Source organism: Mesorhizobium sp. B2-4-1, from assembly GCF_006442185.1.
In the GTDB taxonomy this organism is placed as follows: Bacteria; Pseudomonadota; Alphaproteobacteria; order Rhizobiales; family Rhizobiaceae; genus Mesorhizobium.
This window is the reverse complement of record NZ_VFVN01000002.1, coordinates 618560-635957: the sequence shown is the minus strand read 5'-3', so window position 1 is coordinate 635957 and position 17398 is coordinate 618560. Positions and strand designations below refer to the sequence as shown.

Annotated in this window: 17 protein-coding genes; 6 read left to right on the top strand and 11 right to left on the bottom strand. The window is 63.3% G+C overall.

The features are described 5' to 3' along the window. Window positions 1–121: 121 nt before the first annotated feature. Entirely contained in the window at window positions 122–748 is a 627-nt protein-coding gene (locus tag FJ949_RS07760) for a LysE family translocator (RefSeq protein ID WP_140494746.1), read from the bottom strand. Between the two features lie 67 nt (window positions 749–815). After that, the gene (locus FJ949_RS07755; protein WP_140494744.1) at window positions 816–2930 is read right to left on the bottom strand and encodes a S9 family peptidase; all 2115 of its coding nucleotides are present in this window, start codon (window positions 2928–2930) and stop codon (window positions 816–818) included. A gap of 116 nt (window positions 2931–3046) precedes the next feature. On the opposite strand from FJ949_RS07755, the gene FJ949_RS07750 reads away from it, so the two are divergent. Together FJ949_RS07750 and FJ949_RS07745 are read left to right on the top strand one after the other, a co-directional pair. Further along, the gene (locus tag FJ949_RS07750; protein ID WP_140495049.1) at window positions 3047–3415 is read left to right on the top strand and encodes an SH3 domain-containing protein; all 369 of its coding nucleotides are present in this window, start codon (window positions 3047–3049) and stop codon (window positions 3413–3415) included. Between the two features lie 429 nt (window positions 3416–3844). Further along, entirely contained in the window at window positions 3845–4270 is a 426-nt protein-coding gene (locus FJ949_RS07745; protein ID WP_095089970.1) for a MucR family transcriptional regulator, read from the top strand. Window positions 4271–4454: 184 nt separating this feature from the next. Here FJ949_RS07745 and FJ949_RS07740 read toward each other — a convergent pair whose 3' ends face one another. From FJ949_RS07740 to FJ949_RS30265, 3 genes are all read right to left on the bottom strand, one after another. Further along, entirely contained in the window at window positions 4455–4883 is a 429-nt protein-coding gene (locus FJ949_RS07740; protein ID WP_140495047.1) for a SufE family protein, read from the bottom strand. Between the two features lie 98 nt (window positions 4884–4981). Next, window positions 4982–5329 carry a DUF5330 domain-containing protein gene (locus tag FJ949_RS07735; RefSeq protein WP_140494742.1) on the bottom strand — a complete coding sequence of 116 codons (348 nt, stop codon included), beginning with the start codon at window positions 5327–5329 and terminating at the stop codon, window positions 4982–4984. 23 nt (window positions 5330–5352) lie between these two features. Next, complete coding sequence (locus FJ949_RS30265; RefSeq protein ID WP_181169789.1) at window positions 5353–5520, bottom strand: hypothetical protein; 168 nt, start codon at window positions 5518–5520, stop codon at window positions 5353–5355. A gap of 342 nt (window positions 5521–5862) precedes the next feature. Between FJ949_RS30265 and FJ949_RS07730 the strand changes: the two genes are divergently transcribed. From FJ949_RS07730 to FJ949_RS07720, 3 genes are all read left to right on the top strand, one after another. After that, a complete protein-coding gene (locus tag FJ949_RS07730; protein WP_140494740.1) occupies window positions 5863–7608 on the top strand; it encodes a PAS domain-containing sensor histidine kinase in 1746 nt (581 codons plus the stop codon). Then, window positions 7583–8347 (top strand): peptidoglycan-binding protein, encoded by a 765-nt coding sequence (locus FJ949_RS07725; protein ID WP_140494739.1) that lies wholly within the window; start codon window positions 7583–7585, stop codon window positions 8345–8347. Before FJ949_RS07730 ends, FJ949_RS07725 begins: the two co-directional genes overlap by 26 nt. Before the next feature lie 71 nt (window positions 8348–8418). Next, entirely contained in the window at window positions 8419–8766 is a 348-nt protein-coding gene (locus tag FJ949_RS07720) for a DUF1491 family protein (RefSeq protein ID WP_140494737.1), read from the top strand. On the opposite strand, the gene FJ949_RS07715 is transcribed toward FJ949_RS07720, so the two are convergent. The 6 genes from FJ949_RS07715 to FJ949_RS07685 form a co-directional block, all read right to left on the bottom strand. Further along, window positions 8744–9775 (bottom strand): DUF2336 domain-containing protein, encoded by a 1032-nt coding sequence (locus FJ949_RS07715; protein WP_140494734.1) that lies wholly within the window; start codon window positions 9773–9775, stop codon window positions 8744–8746. The genes FJ949_RS07720 and FJ949_RS07715 overlap by 23 nt on opposite strands. 454 nt (window positions 9776–10229) lie before the next feature. Then, complete coding sequence (locus tag FJ949_RS07705) at window positions 10230–10799, bottom strand: DUF1254 domain-containing protein (RefSeq protein WP_140494730.1); 570 nt, start codon at window positions 10797–10799, stop codon at window positions 10230–10232. After that, on the bottom strand, window positions 10792–11376 hold the full coding sequence (locus tag FJ949_RS07700) for a DUF1214 domain-containing protein (protein ID WP_140494728.1): 585 nt from the start codon (window positions 11374–11376) through the stop codon (window positions 10792–10794). Before FJ949_RS07700 ends, FJ949_RS07705 begins: the two co-directional genes overlap by 8 nt. A gap of 133 nt (window positions 11377–11509) precedes the next feature. After that, entirely contained in the window at window positions 11510–13663 is a 2154-nt protein-coding gene (locus FJ949_RS07695) for a penicillin-binding protein 1A (RefSeq protein WP_140494725.1), read from the bottom strand. 204 nt (window positions 13664–13867) lie between these two features. Then, the gene (locus FJ949_RS07690) at window positions 13868–14800 is read right to left on the bottom strand and encodes a dimethylarginine dimethylaminohydrolase family protein (RefSeq protein ID WP_140494721.1); all 933 of its coding nucleotides are present in this window, start codon (window positions 14798–14800) and stop codon (window positions 13868–13870) included. A 28-nt stretch (window positions 14801–14828) separates the two neighbouring features. Then, window positions 14829–16418, bottom strand: coding sequence for an amidohydrolase (locus FJ949_RS07685; protein WP_140658003.1), 1590 nt, complete (start codon window positions 16416–16418; stop codon window positions 14829–14831). A gap of 75 nt (window positions 16419–16493) precedes the next feature. Between FJ949_RS07685 and FJ949_RS07680 the strand changes: the two genes are divergently transcribed. After that, a complete protein-coding gene (locus FJ949_RS07680) occupies window positions 16494–17390 on the top strand; it encodes a LysR substrate-binding domain-containing protein (protein WP_140494716.1) in 897 nt (298 codons plus the stop codon). The last annotated feature ends 8 nt before the right edge of the window (window positions 17391–17398 follow it).

Below are 17398 nucleotides of genomic sequence, written 5' to 3'. Positions count from 1 at the left end.
ACAAAACGCGCCTTGGGTAGCGCGCGGGCATCGCAATTGCGAGCGAAAACCAGCAACACGGAATTCAAAAACCAATGATTGCCCGGCTCGCCGAGAAGGCCGCGCCGGTCACCGTTTCGCGTCAGCGCTGCTGAAGCGCCAGCCGCACGCCCAGGCCGCAATAGATGCCGCCGACAATCTTGCCCTGCCATTTTAACACCGTGGGATTTCGACGCAGGAAAGTGCCAAGCCCGCCTGCGCTCACCGCGAAAACCACTGTGCTGAAGAGGCCCAGCAGAACAAAGATGATCCCCAATACCGCCAGCTGGAGCATTACCCATCCGTTTTCGGGCCGGACGAACTGTGGCAGGAACGCGAGGAAGAAAAGCGCCGTCTTGGGGTTGAGCATCTCAGTCAGTATGGCTTGCCGAAATGCCTTGCCCGCTGAGATTGGGAACCTGCCGGCGGCGAGATCGGCCGGCGTCTTTTCCATGATCGCGCGAATGCCGAGATAAACGAGATATGCCGCACCGAGATACTTCACGGCGCTGAACAACACCGCCGATGCGGCGACGATCGCCGAGATGCCGACCATGGCCGTGAAGGTGTGAAACACGTCGCCGGCCGCGATCCCTGCGCCGGTTGCGATGCCGGCTTTGGTTCCCGAACTCGTTGCCCGCGCGACCGTCAGCAGCGTGGCGGGGCCGGGAATAAACACAAAACCGAGCACCACGGCGACATAGGTGGTCAATGTGGCCAGGTCGATCATTGCTCGCATCCTCCTCGGCGTTCGTCGCCGATCAAGTCACGCCAGGGGCCGAAGGGCAATGACCGCTTCAGCCCTGCGGCCCTGTTGCCTTGCCTGTCACTTTCAAGGCGAATGAATATGTGTAGGCGATCTCCTCCAGCCGGGAAAACCGGCCGGACGCGCCGGCATGGCCCGATTCCATGTTGATCTTGAACAGGACCGGATTGTCGCCCGTCTTGCGCTCGCGCAGCCGCGCCACCCATTTGGCCGGTTCCCAATAGGTGACGCGCGGGTCGGTGAGACCGGCTAGCGCCAGGATCGGTGGATAGCAGAGCGCGGCGACATTGTCATAGGGCGAGTAGGCGGCGATCGTCCGGTAGTCGTCCGCCGACGCGATCGGATTGCCCCATTCAGGCCACTCCGGCGGGGTCAGCGGCAGGCTGGCGTCGAGCATGGTGGTGAGCACGTCGACGAAAGGCACCTCGGCAACGATGCCGCCGAAACAGTCCGGCGCCATGTTGGCGACCGCGCCCATCAGCATGCCGCCGGCGGATCCACCTTGCGCGACGATGCGGTCATGCACAGTGTAGCGTTCGGCGACCAGATGGCGTGCACAGGCGATGAAATCGGTGAAAGTGTTCATCTTGTGCGCCCGCTTGCCGTCATCGTACCAGCCATAGCCCTTGTCCTTGCCGCCGCGGACGTGGGCGATTGCAAAGACAAAGCCGCGGTCGACCAGCGAGAACCAGTTGGTGTTGAAGGCCGCCGGCACCGTGATGCCATAGGAACCGTAGCCGTAAAGCAGGCAAGGCGCGGAGCCGTCCAGCGGGGTATCGCGGCGGTACAAGAGCGAGACCGGCACCAATTCGCCATCAGCCGCGGGCGCCATCAGCCGACGCGTGACATAGCGCTCCGGGTCGTGGCCGGACGGCACCTCCTGGGTCTTGAGCAACACGCGCTCGCGGGTGCGCATGTTGTAGTCGAAGACCTGCGCCGGCGTCGTCATCGATGAATAGGTGAAGCGCATGATCTCGGTGTCGTATTCCAGGGATCCCGACAGGCCGAGCGAAAACGCCTCCTCGTCGAAGGAGATCAGGTGTTCCTCGCCGGTTGCACGGTCGCGCACGACGATGCGCGGCAGGCCCTCCTTGCGCTCCAGCCTGACCATATGGTTCTTGAAGCCGATCACCGACAGGATCAGCCGGCCGGCCTCGTGCGGAACCAGTTCCTGCCAGTTGGCGCGGATCGGATCGCTCGCCGGCGCCGTCATGATCTTGAAGTCCTTGGCCCCATCGGCGTTGGTCAGGATGAAGAAAATGTCGCCGCCTTCCTCCATCTCGTATTGAAGACCGGTCTCGCGCGCCGCCACCAACTTCGGCTCGCCAAACGGCTCGTCCGCGCTCAGCAGCCGGTATTCCGATGTCTCGTGGTCGTTGATGGCAACCATGATCCATTCATTGGAGCGCGTGCCGCCGACATTCATGAAGAAGCCGGGATCATTTTCCTCATAGATCAGCCGGTCGCTTGCCGGATCCTGCCCAAGCGCATGGAACAGCACCTTGGAGGGACGGTGGTTGGGGTCGAGCCGGGTGTAGAAAAACCCGTCATTGGCGGCGTTCCACACCCCCGAACCGCCAGTGTCTGGAACCGTGTCCGCGAGTTCCTTGCCGTCGGAGAGGTCGCGCACCCGAAGCGTATAGAATTCGGAGCCCTTGTCGTCGAACGCCCATAAAAGCTTGCCATGGTCGGCCGAATGATCGACGCCGCCAAGCCGGAAATAGGCCTTGCCTTCGGCCTCGGCATCGCCGTCGAGCAGGATATGCTGCGCGCCGCCGTCCCGCGGCATGCGGAAATAGCGCGGCTGCTCGCCGCCGAGTTTGAAGGAGGAGCCATACGCGTAGGGTCCGTCCTTCATCGGCACGGAAGAATCGTCCTCCTTGATGCGACCCTTCATCTCCTTGAACAGCCGCTTCCGCAAATCGGCCGTGTCGGCCATCAGTTTCGACTGGTAGGCGTTCTCGGCTTCGAGATGGGCGCGGATGCCCGCATCGAGCAATGCGGGGTCCCTGAACATCTCCTGCCAATTGTCGGCCCGCAGCCAGGAATAGTCGTCCGTTCGCGTGATACCGTGATGCGTGTCGAAAACCGGCCGCTTCTCGGGCGTTGGCGGGGTGACATCCGGGAATGCAGAAGTTTTGGTCATTGCGTCTCGCTTTGGAAATGTCCTGAATGGCCAATGAACACGCCGATCAGCGCGGGTTCAAGAGCCGGGTCTTATTGCTGCGCCGGGCTCCAGAAAGCGGGCCGGGAGGAGAAATAATGTATATCTATGCTCGCACCGTCGCGGCTCTCGCCGTCGTTTCCGCAACTATGGCCATCGCCGGCCAATCTCATGCGACCGTATTCGCCGCTTGGCAAGTGGCCAACGTGCCGTTCGGCGACACGCTCGACGTGCGCAAATATCCCTCGGGCACGTCCCAGAAACAGGCCGCATATCCGAACGGCACCGTTTTGCAGATGACCGGGCGATGCACCGGCGGGACGAACCTGCTCGATATCGCCAATCAGCCGGCATGGAAGCAGCAGCAGGCGGTTCGCTATCGCTGGTGCGAAGTCTGGCATGATCCGGCGAAGAACGGCGGTTTCGTCACCGGGTGGGCCTATGGCAAATACATCGCCCCGTATTGAGTGATCCGAGCTGGTCGGCTGCACGACGCGTGAGGGCCGGCAATGGCCGAGGTGGGGCAACCTCTGGTTTTGCGAAAGGGCGTGAGCAACCAAGATTGCCGGCGCGATCTCCAAGCAAAGCAAAGCACTCGGAGATGCTTTGTGAGTTAGCGCGAATGTAACGGTTAGCTAACGCTGCGTCACCGGTCGCTGGTTTCGCCTGCGAAATATCGAAAAATTACATCGTGCACGAAAGATTGAAGCTGATCCGGAAATATTTGATCAACATCGTTCAATATAGTGCAAGGATCGAATTGACTTACTTGCTAGGTAGGTTCATTGATGCCCCCGCGACACGAATCGCAGAAGCTCTGTCTGCACAAAATTCGTGCAATGCCTTGCCTGTAAAAAAGGGCGCACTAAACTAACTCTCGTTGGGGCCTGAAGACCATGGATATTGTCGAAACACCTTCCAGAAACAGCGACGCGCTGATCGAGCTGACCGCCGACGTGGTGGCCGCCTATGTCAGCAACAATCCCGTGCCGGTCGGCGAACTGCCGAACCTCATCTCCGATGTCCATGCTGCTCTCGGGCGTGTGGGCGGAACCGCCGAACAGCCGCCCGCCGACAAGCAGAAGCCGGCAGTGAACCCGAAGCGCTCGGTTCATGACGACTACATCGTTTGCCTTGAAGACGGCAAAAAGTTCAAGTCGCTCAAGCGTCACCTGATGACCCACTATGATCTGACGCCGGATCAGTATCGCGAAAAGTGGAACCTCGACCCGAGCTACCCGATGGTTGCCCCGAACTACGCGGCCGCCCGCTCCCAGCTCGCCAAGAAGATGGGGCTCGGCCGCAAGCGCAAGGCCCGCTAAGCATTTGCTGCCAGGTGAGTACACTTGGTATCGCAGAATGCGGCTCAAACGATAGATAGAGCCGGACGGAAGGTTCAACGATCGACATCGGCGCCTTCGGGCGCCGTTTTACTTTGCCGGCCGGGCCGGACAGCGCTGGTACCAGTGCGCGGTATGATGCGATCGGCTGATCGCGGAGGCGATATCAGGCCGTCTGCTCGAGTGCGGCCTCTGCGTCGCGCCTGATGCGCTTGACCATCGAGCGAAGGCCGTTGGCGCGCTGCGGCGACAGGTGCTCGTCCAGGCCGAGCGCCTTCAGCGTCGCTTCCGCATCGATTTTCTGGATCTCGCTGGCGGTCTTGCCGGAGAACAGCGCCAGCATGATCGCCACCAGCCCGCGTACGATATGGGCGTCCGAATCGCCCCTGAAGGTGATGACCGGATCGCCGCCCGGTCCCCGTTCGGTGGTAAGCCAGACCTGGCTGACACAGCCCGGCACCTTGTTGGCGGCGGTGCGTTCCTCGTCGGGGAATGGCGGCAGCGCCTCGCCGAGTTCGATGACATAGCGATAGCGGTCCTCCCATTCGTCAAGGAACGAGAAGTCGTCGCGGATCGTCTGGATCGTGGTCGTCATGACAGCGATATAGTCATCCACCGTCGCCGCGTCACGGAAAAACAAGGACACCGCGGGCGTCGAGAGGCAGACTGCCCGCGGTGCGCCGTCGAAACGGCCTAATTCTTTACCGGCAGGTTGACTGTCTCGGGCAAGACGACTTCTTCTTGAACGCTGCCGGTCATTGTGGAGATGTCGGGGCCTGCGGACTTGTCGTCCAGCATGGCGGCCGCGATCTTGGCTGTCTCCTTGGCCCTTGCGGTGATGGTGTGCATTGCCGACTTGCCGGTCTCACAGACATCGGGCTTGCGTTCGCAAATGCCGGCGATGTCGCCGACCGCGTCGCGGGCCGCGAACAAAGCCTGGATCGGGCCTACGCTTTCTTGACCCGGCTCGGAACCGACGCCCAGCGGCAGTGCCAGCAGCACCAGCGAAAACCAGAAAGCCATTCTCATCAGGAAGAACATGCTCGCCTCTTGTCGTGACCGGATCATGCATCCATGAGCATGACCTCTTTTGTGGGCGGGATATTGGCACACAGGCGCAAAGGACGGCTTGCGGGTTGGCCGAGAATTTTCTTCAAATTTGAGGCAAATTCGAAACGAAGCGTTTTGCTGTCGATTTGTCTCAGATTGGAACCATTTTTCTTATCATCCATTAGCCATACACCCCTTTGTTTCTATTGCGTTTTCCACAAAATCAGGCGGTCGGTGCGCTGCGGCTGGCCAGGCTTCGGGCGGCCCCTGCGGATAACCCTCCGTTTACTATGGTGGCATTTGCCCGCCTTTTCGGGCGCTCCCATCCCGATATTCGCCGTGGGCCGGGCCTTAGGTCGGCCCTGCCTTATCCATTCTTTAAAGGCTGGGTGCGAGTTTCAGGGTCAATCAAAACGATCTGCAAAAGCAGAGCTGTTCACGACGAGTGCGGGTGCGTTGAGTTGATGCCGATCAAGGCCAGATACGTTGAATTGCCTGGGGCAATGGCCGCCGGTTGTGAACGTATGGTCCATCCCTCCATTCTTGGGCTGGACGACCGCGAGCGTCAGCGCCGCTTTATCGGCGCCATGCTGGCCGCTCCGTTCTTTGCCGCCGGTGCCGCGGTCACGCTCGTCACGTCAGGCATGGGCGCAGCCGTCACCGTGGCCGCCATCTTCGCGGCCTTTGGTCTTTGCTGGTTCATCGCCTTGCTGGTGGCCGCGACCGGCAGGATGGATCTGGCCGGCCGGGCCGCGCTGGCGATCGCGGGACTTGCGCTCGCCGGTCTTGTTGCCGCTGCCGGCGGGCTGAGCTCTCCGGTCGCGATGCTTTTCGTGGCGCTGCCGTTCGAAGCCTGGTGGATCGGCGCCTCGCGCCGCGCGGCGCTGTGGGGAGCCGTCTGCGCCTTCGTCGCCATTATGTTGCAGCCTGTGACGGCAACCGTCCTCCCGCACGCCGCGGCGCCGGTCGCCGCGTGGCACTGGCTGCTGCCATTGGCCTGGGCGCTGACGCTGGTGCCGCGTATATCGGCGGTTCGCAACACGGCGGCTGCGGCCGACGTAGGGGACACCGGCGATCGTCTGGAAGACATGATCGACGCGGTGGTCCTGCGCGTCGCCCGCCATGGCGAGGTTATCGATGCCTCGGCAAAAGCGCGTACGCTGTTGAAACTGCCCCCGCAACTGCTTTGCGGAACCGGGCTTTTCGATCGCGTGCATCTCTCGGATCGCGTCTCCTATCTCAGTGCCTTGGCCGACATGCGAGACGGGGCGCTGTCGCGCAGGCTGGAGTTGCGCGTCAGGCTGCCGCAGGACGGCAATGGACAGAATGGCAATGGCCCGGCAGACAACTATCGGCCGTTTTCGCTCGAACTGATGCGCGCTCAGGAGCAGGGCGACGTTTTCACGCTTGTGCTGCGCGAGAACGACGAGGTCGCCCGGTTGCGCGAAGACCTCGGCGCCGCCAATGACGCGGCCGCCGCCGCCGAAGTGGCGAAAGGGCGCTTCCTGGCGGTGGTGAGCCACGAACTGCGCACGCCGCTCAATGCCATCATCGGATTCTCCGACATGCTGCTGCACGAGATGTTCGGCGCCTTCAAGGATCCACGGCAGAAGGAATATGTCGGTCTGGTGCGCGATTCCGGCCAGCATCTGCTTGCCGTCGTAACCTCCATTCTCGACGTATCGCGGATCGAATCGGGCGTCTATGCGACCGAACCGGAGCCATTCCGCTTCATGGAAGCCGTCGACATGTGTCAGCAGATGATGCGGCTCCAGGCGCAGGCCAAGAACATCGATCTCAAGGCGCAGATCGCGCCGGACGCCGGCGAAATCAACGCCGACCGGCGCGCCGTGCAGCAGATCCTCATCAATCTCGTCTCGAATGCGATCAAGTTCACGCCCGATGGCGGCGATGTCGTCGTCGGCGCCAAGCGGATCGGTTCGCGCCTGCATTTCTGGGTGCGGGACACCGGCATCGGCATCGCCGAGGAAGATTTCGCCAATCTCGGCAAGCCGTTCATGCAGATCCAGAACGACTATACCCGTCGTTTCGAGGGGACCGGCCTTGGCCTGTCGCTGGTCAAGGGACTGGTGGCGCTGCACGAAGGCACCATGTCGATCGAAAGCATGCCGGGCGAGGGTACCACGGTCACCATCAGCCTGCCGGTGAACGGGCCGAAAGGGCGGCCGGCGGACAAGGCCGGGGTGCTGACGATGCCGCTGGCCAGGGCGAAAGGGGACGGAAATGGCGCGCTCCGCAAAACAGCCTAAGGCGGCCAAGCGCCGCAGCAACGCCTTCCAGGACGGAGCCGTCGCCATCGGCGGCATGATTTCGCGCAATCCCGTCCTGGTGGGAGGGTCGACGGCATTCCTGGTGACGCTGTTCTACGTTTCGGCGAATGCGCTGTGGTACCAGCCTTTTCCGCATGCCGGCGCCTTCTTCGCGACCCGCAGCATGCAGGGCGTTCCGCACGCGGCCGCTGATGAGCCGGAGACCACCTTCAACATCGTGCGGCCAGGTACCGCGCCGGCGCCGGTCAAGGGCGATCCGGTGGTGGAGCAGGTGCAGGGCATATTGAAGGATCTCGATTTCTACGCCGGCACGGTCGACGGCATTTCCGGACCCAACACGCGCAAGGCGATCCAGGCCTATCAGCAGAAGGTTGGGCTCAACACGTCCGGCGAGATCGACGCGCTGCTGCTCGATCAGCTGGGCGCGACCCCGAAAACCGCCGCCGTGCCGAAACCGCAACCGCGTCCCGAAGTGTCGCAGGCGGTTCCAGTGTCGCTGCAGACCGATACGGCTTCCCAAGCGCCGGATCCTCGCATTGTCAAGATACAGGCCGGGCTCAAGGCCTTCGGCAATGACGACATGCAGCTCGACGGCGTCGTCGGCGCCCGTACCAAGGCGGCCATCAAGGAATTCCAGTCGCTGTTCGGCCTGCCGCAGACCGGCGAGCCCGACGAACTGGTCTATGTCAAGATGCGCGAGATCGGCCTGACCAACTGACGGCGCAAACAACGGCTCGCCCAGCGGTGTAAATACCGATAGATAGCCCGCATGCTGTCCGGACTTTTCTCATGCGCGTGACCACGGATCTCTGGGTATCGGCCCTGTTGCGTCGGGTTTTCGGCGCGGGCGGGTTTGCCGCCGTGGTCAAGCGCGGCGCGACCGAAGCCGGCGCCGTGTTCGTTCTAACGCGGAGCCGGCTTGGTGAAATCGCTCTCTATGGGCCGGCGCCACAGACGAGCTACGATTCGGCCAAGCCCGACGACCGTTTCTTTAGCCTTCTCGCCACCGCCGCCGATGCTTCGGTGCTGGACGCCAGACTGGAACGCGAGAAGAAATTCGATCCCGACATCTGGGTGGTTGAGATCGAGGCCGGCGCTGTTCCTGTCGAGGAGCTTATTTCCGTGAAGATGTCCTGAGGCCAGGGAAGGCCGCTGCATCGTCACTGTTCGACGCCTCGCGGCTGGCGCTGTTGGTGGGGGCGGCGTCGCGAACCACATCGGACAGGGTCACGGCCTTCCATTCCCGCACCTTGTCCAGCGCCGCGTCGCGGTGCAGGAGCCGGTAGCGATCGAGGAAGGTGCGGATCGCCTGCGGATGCGGAAACTCGCGGGAGTAGACGGCAACCGTGATCAGGAATGCCCGGTCCTCGCTGAGGTCGAGCGAGCGCAGCGCCGTCAGCAGCGGCATGTAATTCTGGTTCGCCGTCAGCAACCTGGCCGTCGAGAAATCGATATCGAGCGCATCGGCGAGCGCGGTCTGGAAGAAGGCGGCGTTTCCGGTCAGCGCCGTCTCGCGCAATTTGGCATAGGTATCGGCTCCGGTGAACGGATCGACCTGCGCCGCCTGCGCCTCCTCGCCGGCCCGCATCATGGAGCGCAGCCTGTGCCGCGCATTTTCGGCACCAACGCCCGGCGTCTGCTGCCTTGTCGCGCTGTCGGCGGCCGGCGCCTTCAAGGGAGCGGTTTGTGCCGGGGAGGCTTCCGCTTCCGGATCGCGTACCCGCACCAGCGTCGGCCTTTCCAGCGCCCTGATCAGATCGGCGATGGTCGGATTAAGGTTCTTGCGGCGCGCGATCGCGCGCGCATGCGGCAGCCCGTGCCGGCCGATCAGCGCAATGAGGTCGATGTCACTGACTGCGCGCGAGCGGATGAGCAAGGGGGCGGCGATGTCTACCGGCTCCTCGCACAGGCGCCGCACCAGCCCGGCCGGAGCATATTCGCATTCAGAGAGGGCCGCCGCCACGTAGCGGCGCGATTCGACGGACACGTTGTCGAACAGCGGCAGCGTCAGATCTTCGAGCTGGCCGATCTCCCGGCGGGACGGCCGCGTAAGCGAGCAGAACGCAGACACCGCTGCGCGGAACAGCCTTTCGGCCTTTCCCGATTCCGTCCCTACCGCGATTTGCCTGAAGTCCGAAGATGACACGAGGGATACGCCCGATACTCTATACACGCCTGACCATGCTCGACCGGAACCATGTCGGTTTCGCGATTGCCAAGAACAAAGATCAATTTAGCTGGGATCCGTTAGCGCTCCGTTAACCCTCTGCCGGCCTTAATGATATTTGGAGGCGTTGCGTTGTGCTCCGGGGCAACCGAGAGGAATACGCGAACCATGGGCATGGTACTGTCTTTCGTGCCGAGAACGGCACCAACCAATCGAGCAAAGCAAACCACCGAAATACCGGCGGCGGTGATCATCTTTCCCGGTATCCGCTATGAGCGGTCCACCGCAGGGGAAGCGCGGCCTGCCGGCCCTGACAAGCCGGGAACGCCACGCACGCCAGTGCCGCACCACTGAACGTTCTTGAGGCCGAGGCGGGAATCATCCCTGCGGCACCGCCCTTGATTGTTCTGATGCGGATTGTCCGGGCCGCGGTCTAAAAGTCCTGCAGCTCGCACGAACTCTGCTCCAGAAAGCGCGACACGATCGACTTCCAGCTGTCGTCCGGCACGAAGCTGCGGATGACGAATATGCCCTCGTCGATCGGCGCTTCGACGAAGATCGCTCCCTGAAGCTCTTCGGGAAGGTCCCTGCGCATGTCGATCATCTGCGCCGGCGTCAGCACCACGGCATCCAGCTTGCCCCCGGTCGCCGTGTGGTCGTTGAATGAATAGATGTTGTGGCCGTTGCGGTCATAGACAGACACCGACCAGAAGGGCACATTGCCCGGCGCCCTGATCCTCACCATTCCCTCATCGAGGTCGAACCGGCAAGCCGTCGCATAAAACAGCGGGTCGACCGATTTCACCACCGGCGCGCCGCCCGCCTCGGCATCGAGCCGGGTCATCCGGTAGAGATCCGACGCCATCGACAGCCGTGACCAGGCATCGCGTTCCGAGAATTCAGGCACCAGAAGCAGCACGACGATATGCACGATGCCGGCGCCGACGAGGCCGAGCAGGACGGCATGTAGAAGTCTGCGCGTCGCGGCATAGACACTACGCATCGCAGCTGACCTTGGTGATCTTGGGCAGCGACACATCCGACAGGCCGGTGCTGCTGGCGATCGGCGTGTCGTAGAATGTCAAAACGAAATACATCCTGCCGGAACCGTCGGTCAGCAGCCAATTGCCGGGCATCGGGTGATGGCCGACGGAAATGAGCACCGAATTGTCGGATTGGCGCAGCACGCCATAGGATTGAAGCGCGGCAACCCGCGATTTGCCGGTCTCGACCACGCCGAGCGATTGGTCGGCGGCATAGAGGGTCCAGAATCGGGCGGTCGGAAATCCGCCTTCGATCGTGTAGGTACATTCGCGCCTGAGTTCTCCGCCAGCTGCGTCGTCCTCGGCGACAAAGGACAGCCCTTCGGCGCGGCCGAGCGCGAGCACGCCCTCGCGCGCCACGCGGGCCTTGGAATAGGGGTCGGCTGCGGGTGTGCCGATATCGGGAAAGGCGGTCCACTGGCCGATCCTGATCGCCCCGACGCCGTCCTGCATTTTCAGCGCATACCAGACGCTGGCGCCGCCGCCGCCGATGGCTATGGCAAGCGAAAGCAGCGTCAGGAAGGCGTTCTTGAGCATGAAAGGCCGGGCGCATGAAGAATTGCCGCTCGGGGATATCGCGGCGCGGGGTCGTGTGGCAAGCCGCAGGACGCGGATTCGCAAGGTGTGGCTTTTCCATCTTCCCGAAGGCAGAAGGGAAGAGGCGCCGCGATCACAGCGCCGACAGCGTTTCGGGCGGAGCCGATGCACCGAGCCTGCGCGCCGTTTCGAACAGGTGGGTCATGTCCCTGAGCGTCTGTGTCGTCCGGCTGGACAGCACCGGCGGCCGTTCGGCGGCGGCATCGGCCGCTGCCTGTTCCTCGCTCTTCTTCTGCGCTTCCGCGGCCTTGGCCGCGATCTCCTCGTCGACGAAGGGCTTGTCGATGCCGGGGATAGGCTTGAGGTCGATGTTCTGATGCGCATAGACCATGAGCCGCTGCCACACCATCGCCGGCAGCGAGCCGCCTGTCATGTTCTTGGTCGGGGTGAAATCGTCATTGCCCAGCCAGACGGCCGCCGTGTAGTTGCCGGTGAAGCCGACGAACCAGGCATCGCGGTAGGATTGCGTCGTGCCGGTCTTGCCGGCGACGACGATGTTGGGGATCTGCGCGCGCCTGGCGGTACCCATCGCCGGTACCGCGACAAGCATGGTGTTCATCGATTTCAGCGCCTGCTCGGACAGCACGCGGTGCGGCGGCGGCGCATCCTTGGCGAAATCGTAGACCACCTCGCCGGTGCGGGTGACGAGCTGCGTGATGCCATGCCTGGAGCCGACGAAGCCGTTCTGCGCGAACACGCTGTAGCCCGTCGCCTGGTCCATCACGGTCATGCCCGAGGTGCCGAGCACCATGGTCTTGTGCGCTTCGAGCGGCGATTCCACGCCGAATGATTCCGCCATCGCCTTGATCGGCCCGATGCCGAGATAGTCCTTGGCAAGCCGCACGGGCACCGTGTTGATCGACTTGGCCATGGCCACGATCAGCGGGACCTTGCCCGCCGACTCGCCACCGTAATTGTGCGGCGACCAGTTGCCCCAGCTGATCGGCCCGCCTGATACGATCGAATTCGGCGTAAAGCCGTGCTCCATCGCCGTTGCATAGACGTAGGGCTTAAAGGAGGAGCCGGTCTGGCGCAGTGCCTTGGTGGCGCGGTTGAACTGGCTGGCGCCATAGTCGCGGCCGCCGACGATCGCGCGCACCGCGCCGTTGGTCTCGATGACCACCACGGCGCCTTCGGTGACGTTGTACTCCTTGCCGAACTGGCGCAGGTGGAACTCCACCGACTCTTCTGCCGCCTTCTGGATGTTGGCGTCGAAGGTGGTGTGCGCCACCAGCGAGTGCTGCCCGGGCTTGGCGATCTTCTTGACCTCGTCGAAGGCCCAGTCGAGGAAATAATCGGGGCTCTTCTGTTCGCCGCGGTCGACGACATCGGCCGGATGCAGCCTTGCCTGCAGCACCTGGCCCTCGGTCATGAAGCCGGAATCGACGAGATTGGACAGCACCACATTGGCGCGCGCGCGCGCCGCCGGCAGGTTGATGTGCGGCGCGTATTTGGTCGGCGCCTTGAACAGGCCTGCAAGCATCGCCGCCTCGGCGAGATTGAGGTCCTTGACGCTCTTGCCGAAATAGAAGTCCGCCGCCGCCTCGATGCCGAACGTGCCGCCGCCCATATAGGCGCGGTCGAGATAGAGCTGCAAGATTTCCTTCTTCGACAGATTGGCTTCGAGCCACAGCGACAGGAAGGCTTCCTTGATCTTGCGCTCGAAGGTGCGCTCATTGGTCAGGAACAGGTTCTTGGCCAGCTGCTGCGTGATGCTGGAGCCGCCCTGGACGACCGAGTTTGCCCGCACATTTTCGAAGATTGCGCGCGACAGGCCGAGAACGTCGATGCCGTAATGGTCGAAGAAGCGCCGGTCCTCGGTGGCAAGCACCGCCTTGATGACGTGGTCCGGCATTTCGTCGACCGGCACGGAATCGCGCTGGATGATGCCGCGCTGGCCGATCTCGTCGCCATAACGGTCGAGGAAGGTAACGGCGAAGTCGCCCTGGGCGCGCCAGTCGCCGGCCGTGTCCTGGAAGGCGGGAATAGCCAGCGCCAGCATGACGACGATGCCGCCGGCGCCAAGCGTGAAACCTTCGCTCAAAAGCTCGACGATGCCACGGCGCCAGCCGTTGACGCGGAAACGCCGGGAGAAAATCGTCGCGCCCTCCCAGAACTGGCGCGCCTTGAACCCGATCTCGTAGAGAGAAGAATCGATCCATGCGTCGAGCGCCAGCAGCCGGGCGGCGATCGCACCTCTTCTCTTGCGTGGTTCAGGACTGACCATTCAAAAACCCGGACGGCTATGGCGCGGCCTGAAAACCAAGCGGGCAGTTTCAGGGCGACGCCGCCCTGACTATTCATCCATTTGCGGACGCCCACAAGGGTGGCGAGGACACACCTGCAGGGTTTGTTGATGGGGGCGGTACAAACCGCCATTCACCCGCCTGACGCTGATCAGGCGGGCGAAGATGGGGTTGCCGTTCCGGGCTCAGGCCGCCTCGCGCTTCAACGCCTGCGCCATGCAGTGGATGCCGCCGCCGGTCTTGGAGATCTCGCTCATGTCGACGGCCGCCACTTCGAAGCCGCGCGCCTTGAGTTGACCGATCAGCGACTGGCTGGATGTCGGCGCGATCACCCTGTCCTTGCCCAGCGACATGAAGTTGCAGCCGAGCGCCATCGTGTCCTGGAACGGCACGTCGATGATCTCGTGCCCTTTGCCCCTCAGCCAGTCGACGATCCCCGGCTCGGTGCAGGCGAGGCAGACGGCGGTGAGCTTTTCCGCGATCGGCACCACCATCAGGTCGATATGGACATAGTACTCGTCGATGAAGGCGATTCGTGTTTCCCAACCCTCTTTTTCGAACCAGGCCTGCACCTGCCGGGCGCCTTCTTCCTGCGTGCGGGCGCCGCCGCAGCCGATCAGCACCACGCCATCCTCGATGACGTTGAAATCGCCGCCCTCGAAGGTGCCTGCGGTGACCATGTCGTAGATCGGGATGCCGAGTTTTTCATAGGTGCGGATGGCGGCGTAATTCTCGCCGCGCCGCCACCAATTGGCCATGGCGGTGATGATGGCGCCGTACGGCGTCATTACGCTGGAATCGCGGGAGTAGACCTGCATCGGCAGCTCCGGCGTCGGCTCGTGCCAGTGGATGTTGACGCCGAAATGCTCGTAGGCCGCGACCAGATCCTTGTGTTGTGCCTGCGCGATCTGGATGTTGCAGGGCGCCTCGCGCAGGTGCTTGCGCGACAGGGAGCTGGTCGAGAGATGGCGCAGGAAATTGGGCGAGCCGAGCAGCACGTCGGTCAAGACGTCGGTCTCGTTGGCGAAACCCCATGATGTCAGCGGCTTGGTGCCGCCGGCCGGGTTGCGGCGCTGCAGCGAAAACGGCTCGGCGATGATGCGGTCATGAACGGTCATGCGGTTCTCCTCGTATGGGCGTTTGCGGTCATTGCTTGCTTGGTATCCACCAGTCGCGGCCGCGCGGCGTGGTGACATATTCCGGCCAGCGGAAGTTGATGGGCGGATCGTAGTCGCAGAGCGGGGCGATCCAGGTCGAACCGCCAATGCCGCCGCCGGTTCGGGTGACGAACTCGTCCATCGCCATGTCGCGCGCGGCCTTGTCTTCCAGCAGGCGAAGGGCGGATAGCGCGACGGTCTTCGCCGCGCAGATGACCATCGGGTCGATGGTCGCCGGGATGCCACCCAGCGCGTTCATCGCCCAAGCTGGAAAAACATGACCGTTTGCCGAACGCAGGGCAGGGCGGGCGACATAGAAACGCGCCGTCGGCGCGTGCCAGCTCATATCGGTGTAGTCGTCCGAGGTCGAGTTCACCTGCGACGGCGGCAGGTCGCGGCGCAGGATCGCCTCTGCCTCCTGTGGTGCAATCAGCCGCTCCAGCTCGTCGATGAAGGGGTTTTCGCTCGCCACCCCACCGGCATTGACCTGGATCTCGCGGGCGATCTTCTTCGCCGCCTCGTCCCAGCGGGGCGGGCCGACGCTCGCCAACGCCTCATAGGCGATCCCGGCCATGGCATGATTGGCCAGCCCCGGCCGCGACTTCGAAACCCAGTACCGTTCGTAGCGGCAGCCGCTGATCGCGGCGGCGGCCGAGGCGTTTCGGTCGAGCACGGCGGTGACCTGCTCGGCCATGGCGATGGTCGGAACACGGATCATGTACTGGATCTCGGCAAGGCCTGCCGGCAGATTGTCGGCGGTGGCCTGGCCCGCCGTCAGGATCGCCTCGCTGATCGACCAGCCGCCCTGGTGCGGCAGCATGGAATCGCGCAGCGCCTTGGAGGCTATGTACATCGTCATCAGCGCGTCGTTGGCGCCGGGCGCGCGAACCGCCGAATGTGCCTGCGGGATCGGGGCGCCGTCGCCGGCGGCGCGTGCCCAATTCTCGGGCTCATCGCAGATGAAGCGATAGATCATCGCGTAGGCAGCGCCGCAATGGGTGTCCCAGCGCGCAGTGTTGCAGAGCGGCAGCATGTAGAAGGGATGGAAGGAGATCATGCCGGCAAGGCCGTCATAATAGCCTTTGGCTGCATGGATCGGTTTCGAGCCGCGCACCTTCTCCGCCGGCTCGCCGGTGAAGCGCAGCGTGCCTGCAATGCCGTGGCGCTGCATGGCGGCCTTTGTGGCGAGCAGACCGCCCAGGCTGGCCATGCCCAGGCCCGAGTGCGGATCGGTATGGCCGCCGGCTTCGGAGCCGAGCCCTGGGCGGGGCCGCTTCACCGTGGCAGCGTCCTGGCAGTTGCCGGGCACGGCGTCATATTCGGCATACATGCCGATGGTCGGACCGTCTCCATTGGTCCAGTGGGCGCAGAAGGCCGTCGGCATGCCCGCGGAGCCTTCCTCGACCGCAAACCCCTCGCGCTTCAGCCGATCGACATACCAATCTGCTGATTGGTACTCGCGCCAGGCGGTTTCGCCGAAGTCGAAGATGGTGCGCGTCCAGGCCGACAGCAGCGGCTGGATGCCGTCGAGGCAGGCAAGAGCGGTTTCTTGCGCCGATGTCGTCACCGGTTTTTCCATGCGCCAAAGAAAGCAGTGAAGCGGCTTCCCAAAAAGTGATATGTTTTCCCGGTTCGTGCAAATTCGGTTCACCTCTTGAGAATTCCATCGACGCAGGCGCTCCGCGCCCTCGACAGTTTCGCCCGTCATGGCAGCGTCTGGCGCGCCGCCGACGAATTGCACCTCACCCGCAGTGCGGTCAGCCATCAATTGCGCTTGCTCGAACGCGACCTCGGATTCGATCTGCTGGAGCGCATCGGCAAGGGCGTGGCGCTGACACCGCGCGGCCAGCGCTATGCCGCGGACGTGCGCAAAGCGCTGACCGTGCTCGGCGACGCGGTGGCGCAAAACGCCGGCACCGGGGTCGGCGGCTCCTTCGCAGTCTCATGCACACCAGGCTTCGCCTCGCTGTTCTTGTGCACCCATATCGGCGAGTTCCGGCAGATGTATCCTGATGTGGCGCTGAGCATACTGACGCCCCGGCGGCTCGACGACGTCAGCAATCCGGACGCCGACGCCTTCATTGCCTTTGGCGTCGGCAACTGGCCGAACCGCGTGGTGGAACTGCTGTGCGATATCTCGTTCACGCCGCTCTGCAGCCCGACGCTACTCAACAAAGTGGGCGGCTTTTCCAAGCCCGCCGACGTCCTGCGCGCCAACCTGCTGCATCTTGGCGATACGGAGGACTGGGCGCGCTGGCTGGCGCTGGCCAAGGTCGAGAACCCCGACACCGAGGGCGGCATCTTCTTTTCCGACATGAACCTCGTTTTCTCGGCGGCGATTGCCGGCCAGGGCATCGCCATGGGGGACGAGCTGACCAGCCGCCGGGCGCTGAGTGAGGGCCGGCTGGTCAAGCCGTTCGAGACCTCGATCCCGTCGCCGCGTTCCTATTTCCTGGTTTCCGAGCACGCCAAGGCGGGTCACCCTGTGCTGGAGGCGTTTGGGGGATGGTTGAGGTCGAAGCTATCGGAGAACAGGTTGCGGACATATTGAGATCAACT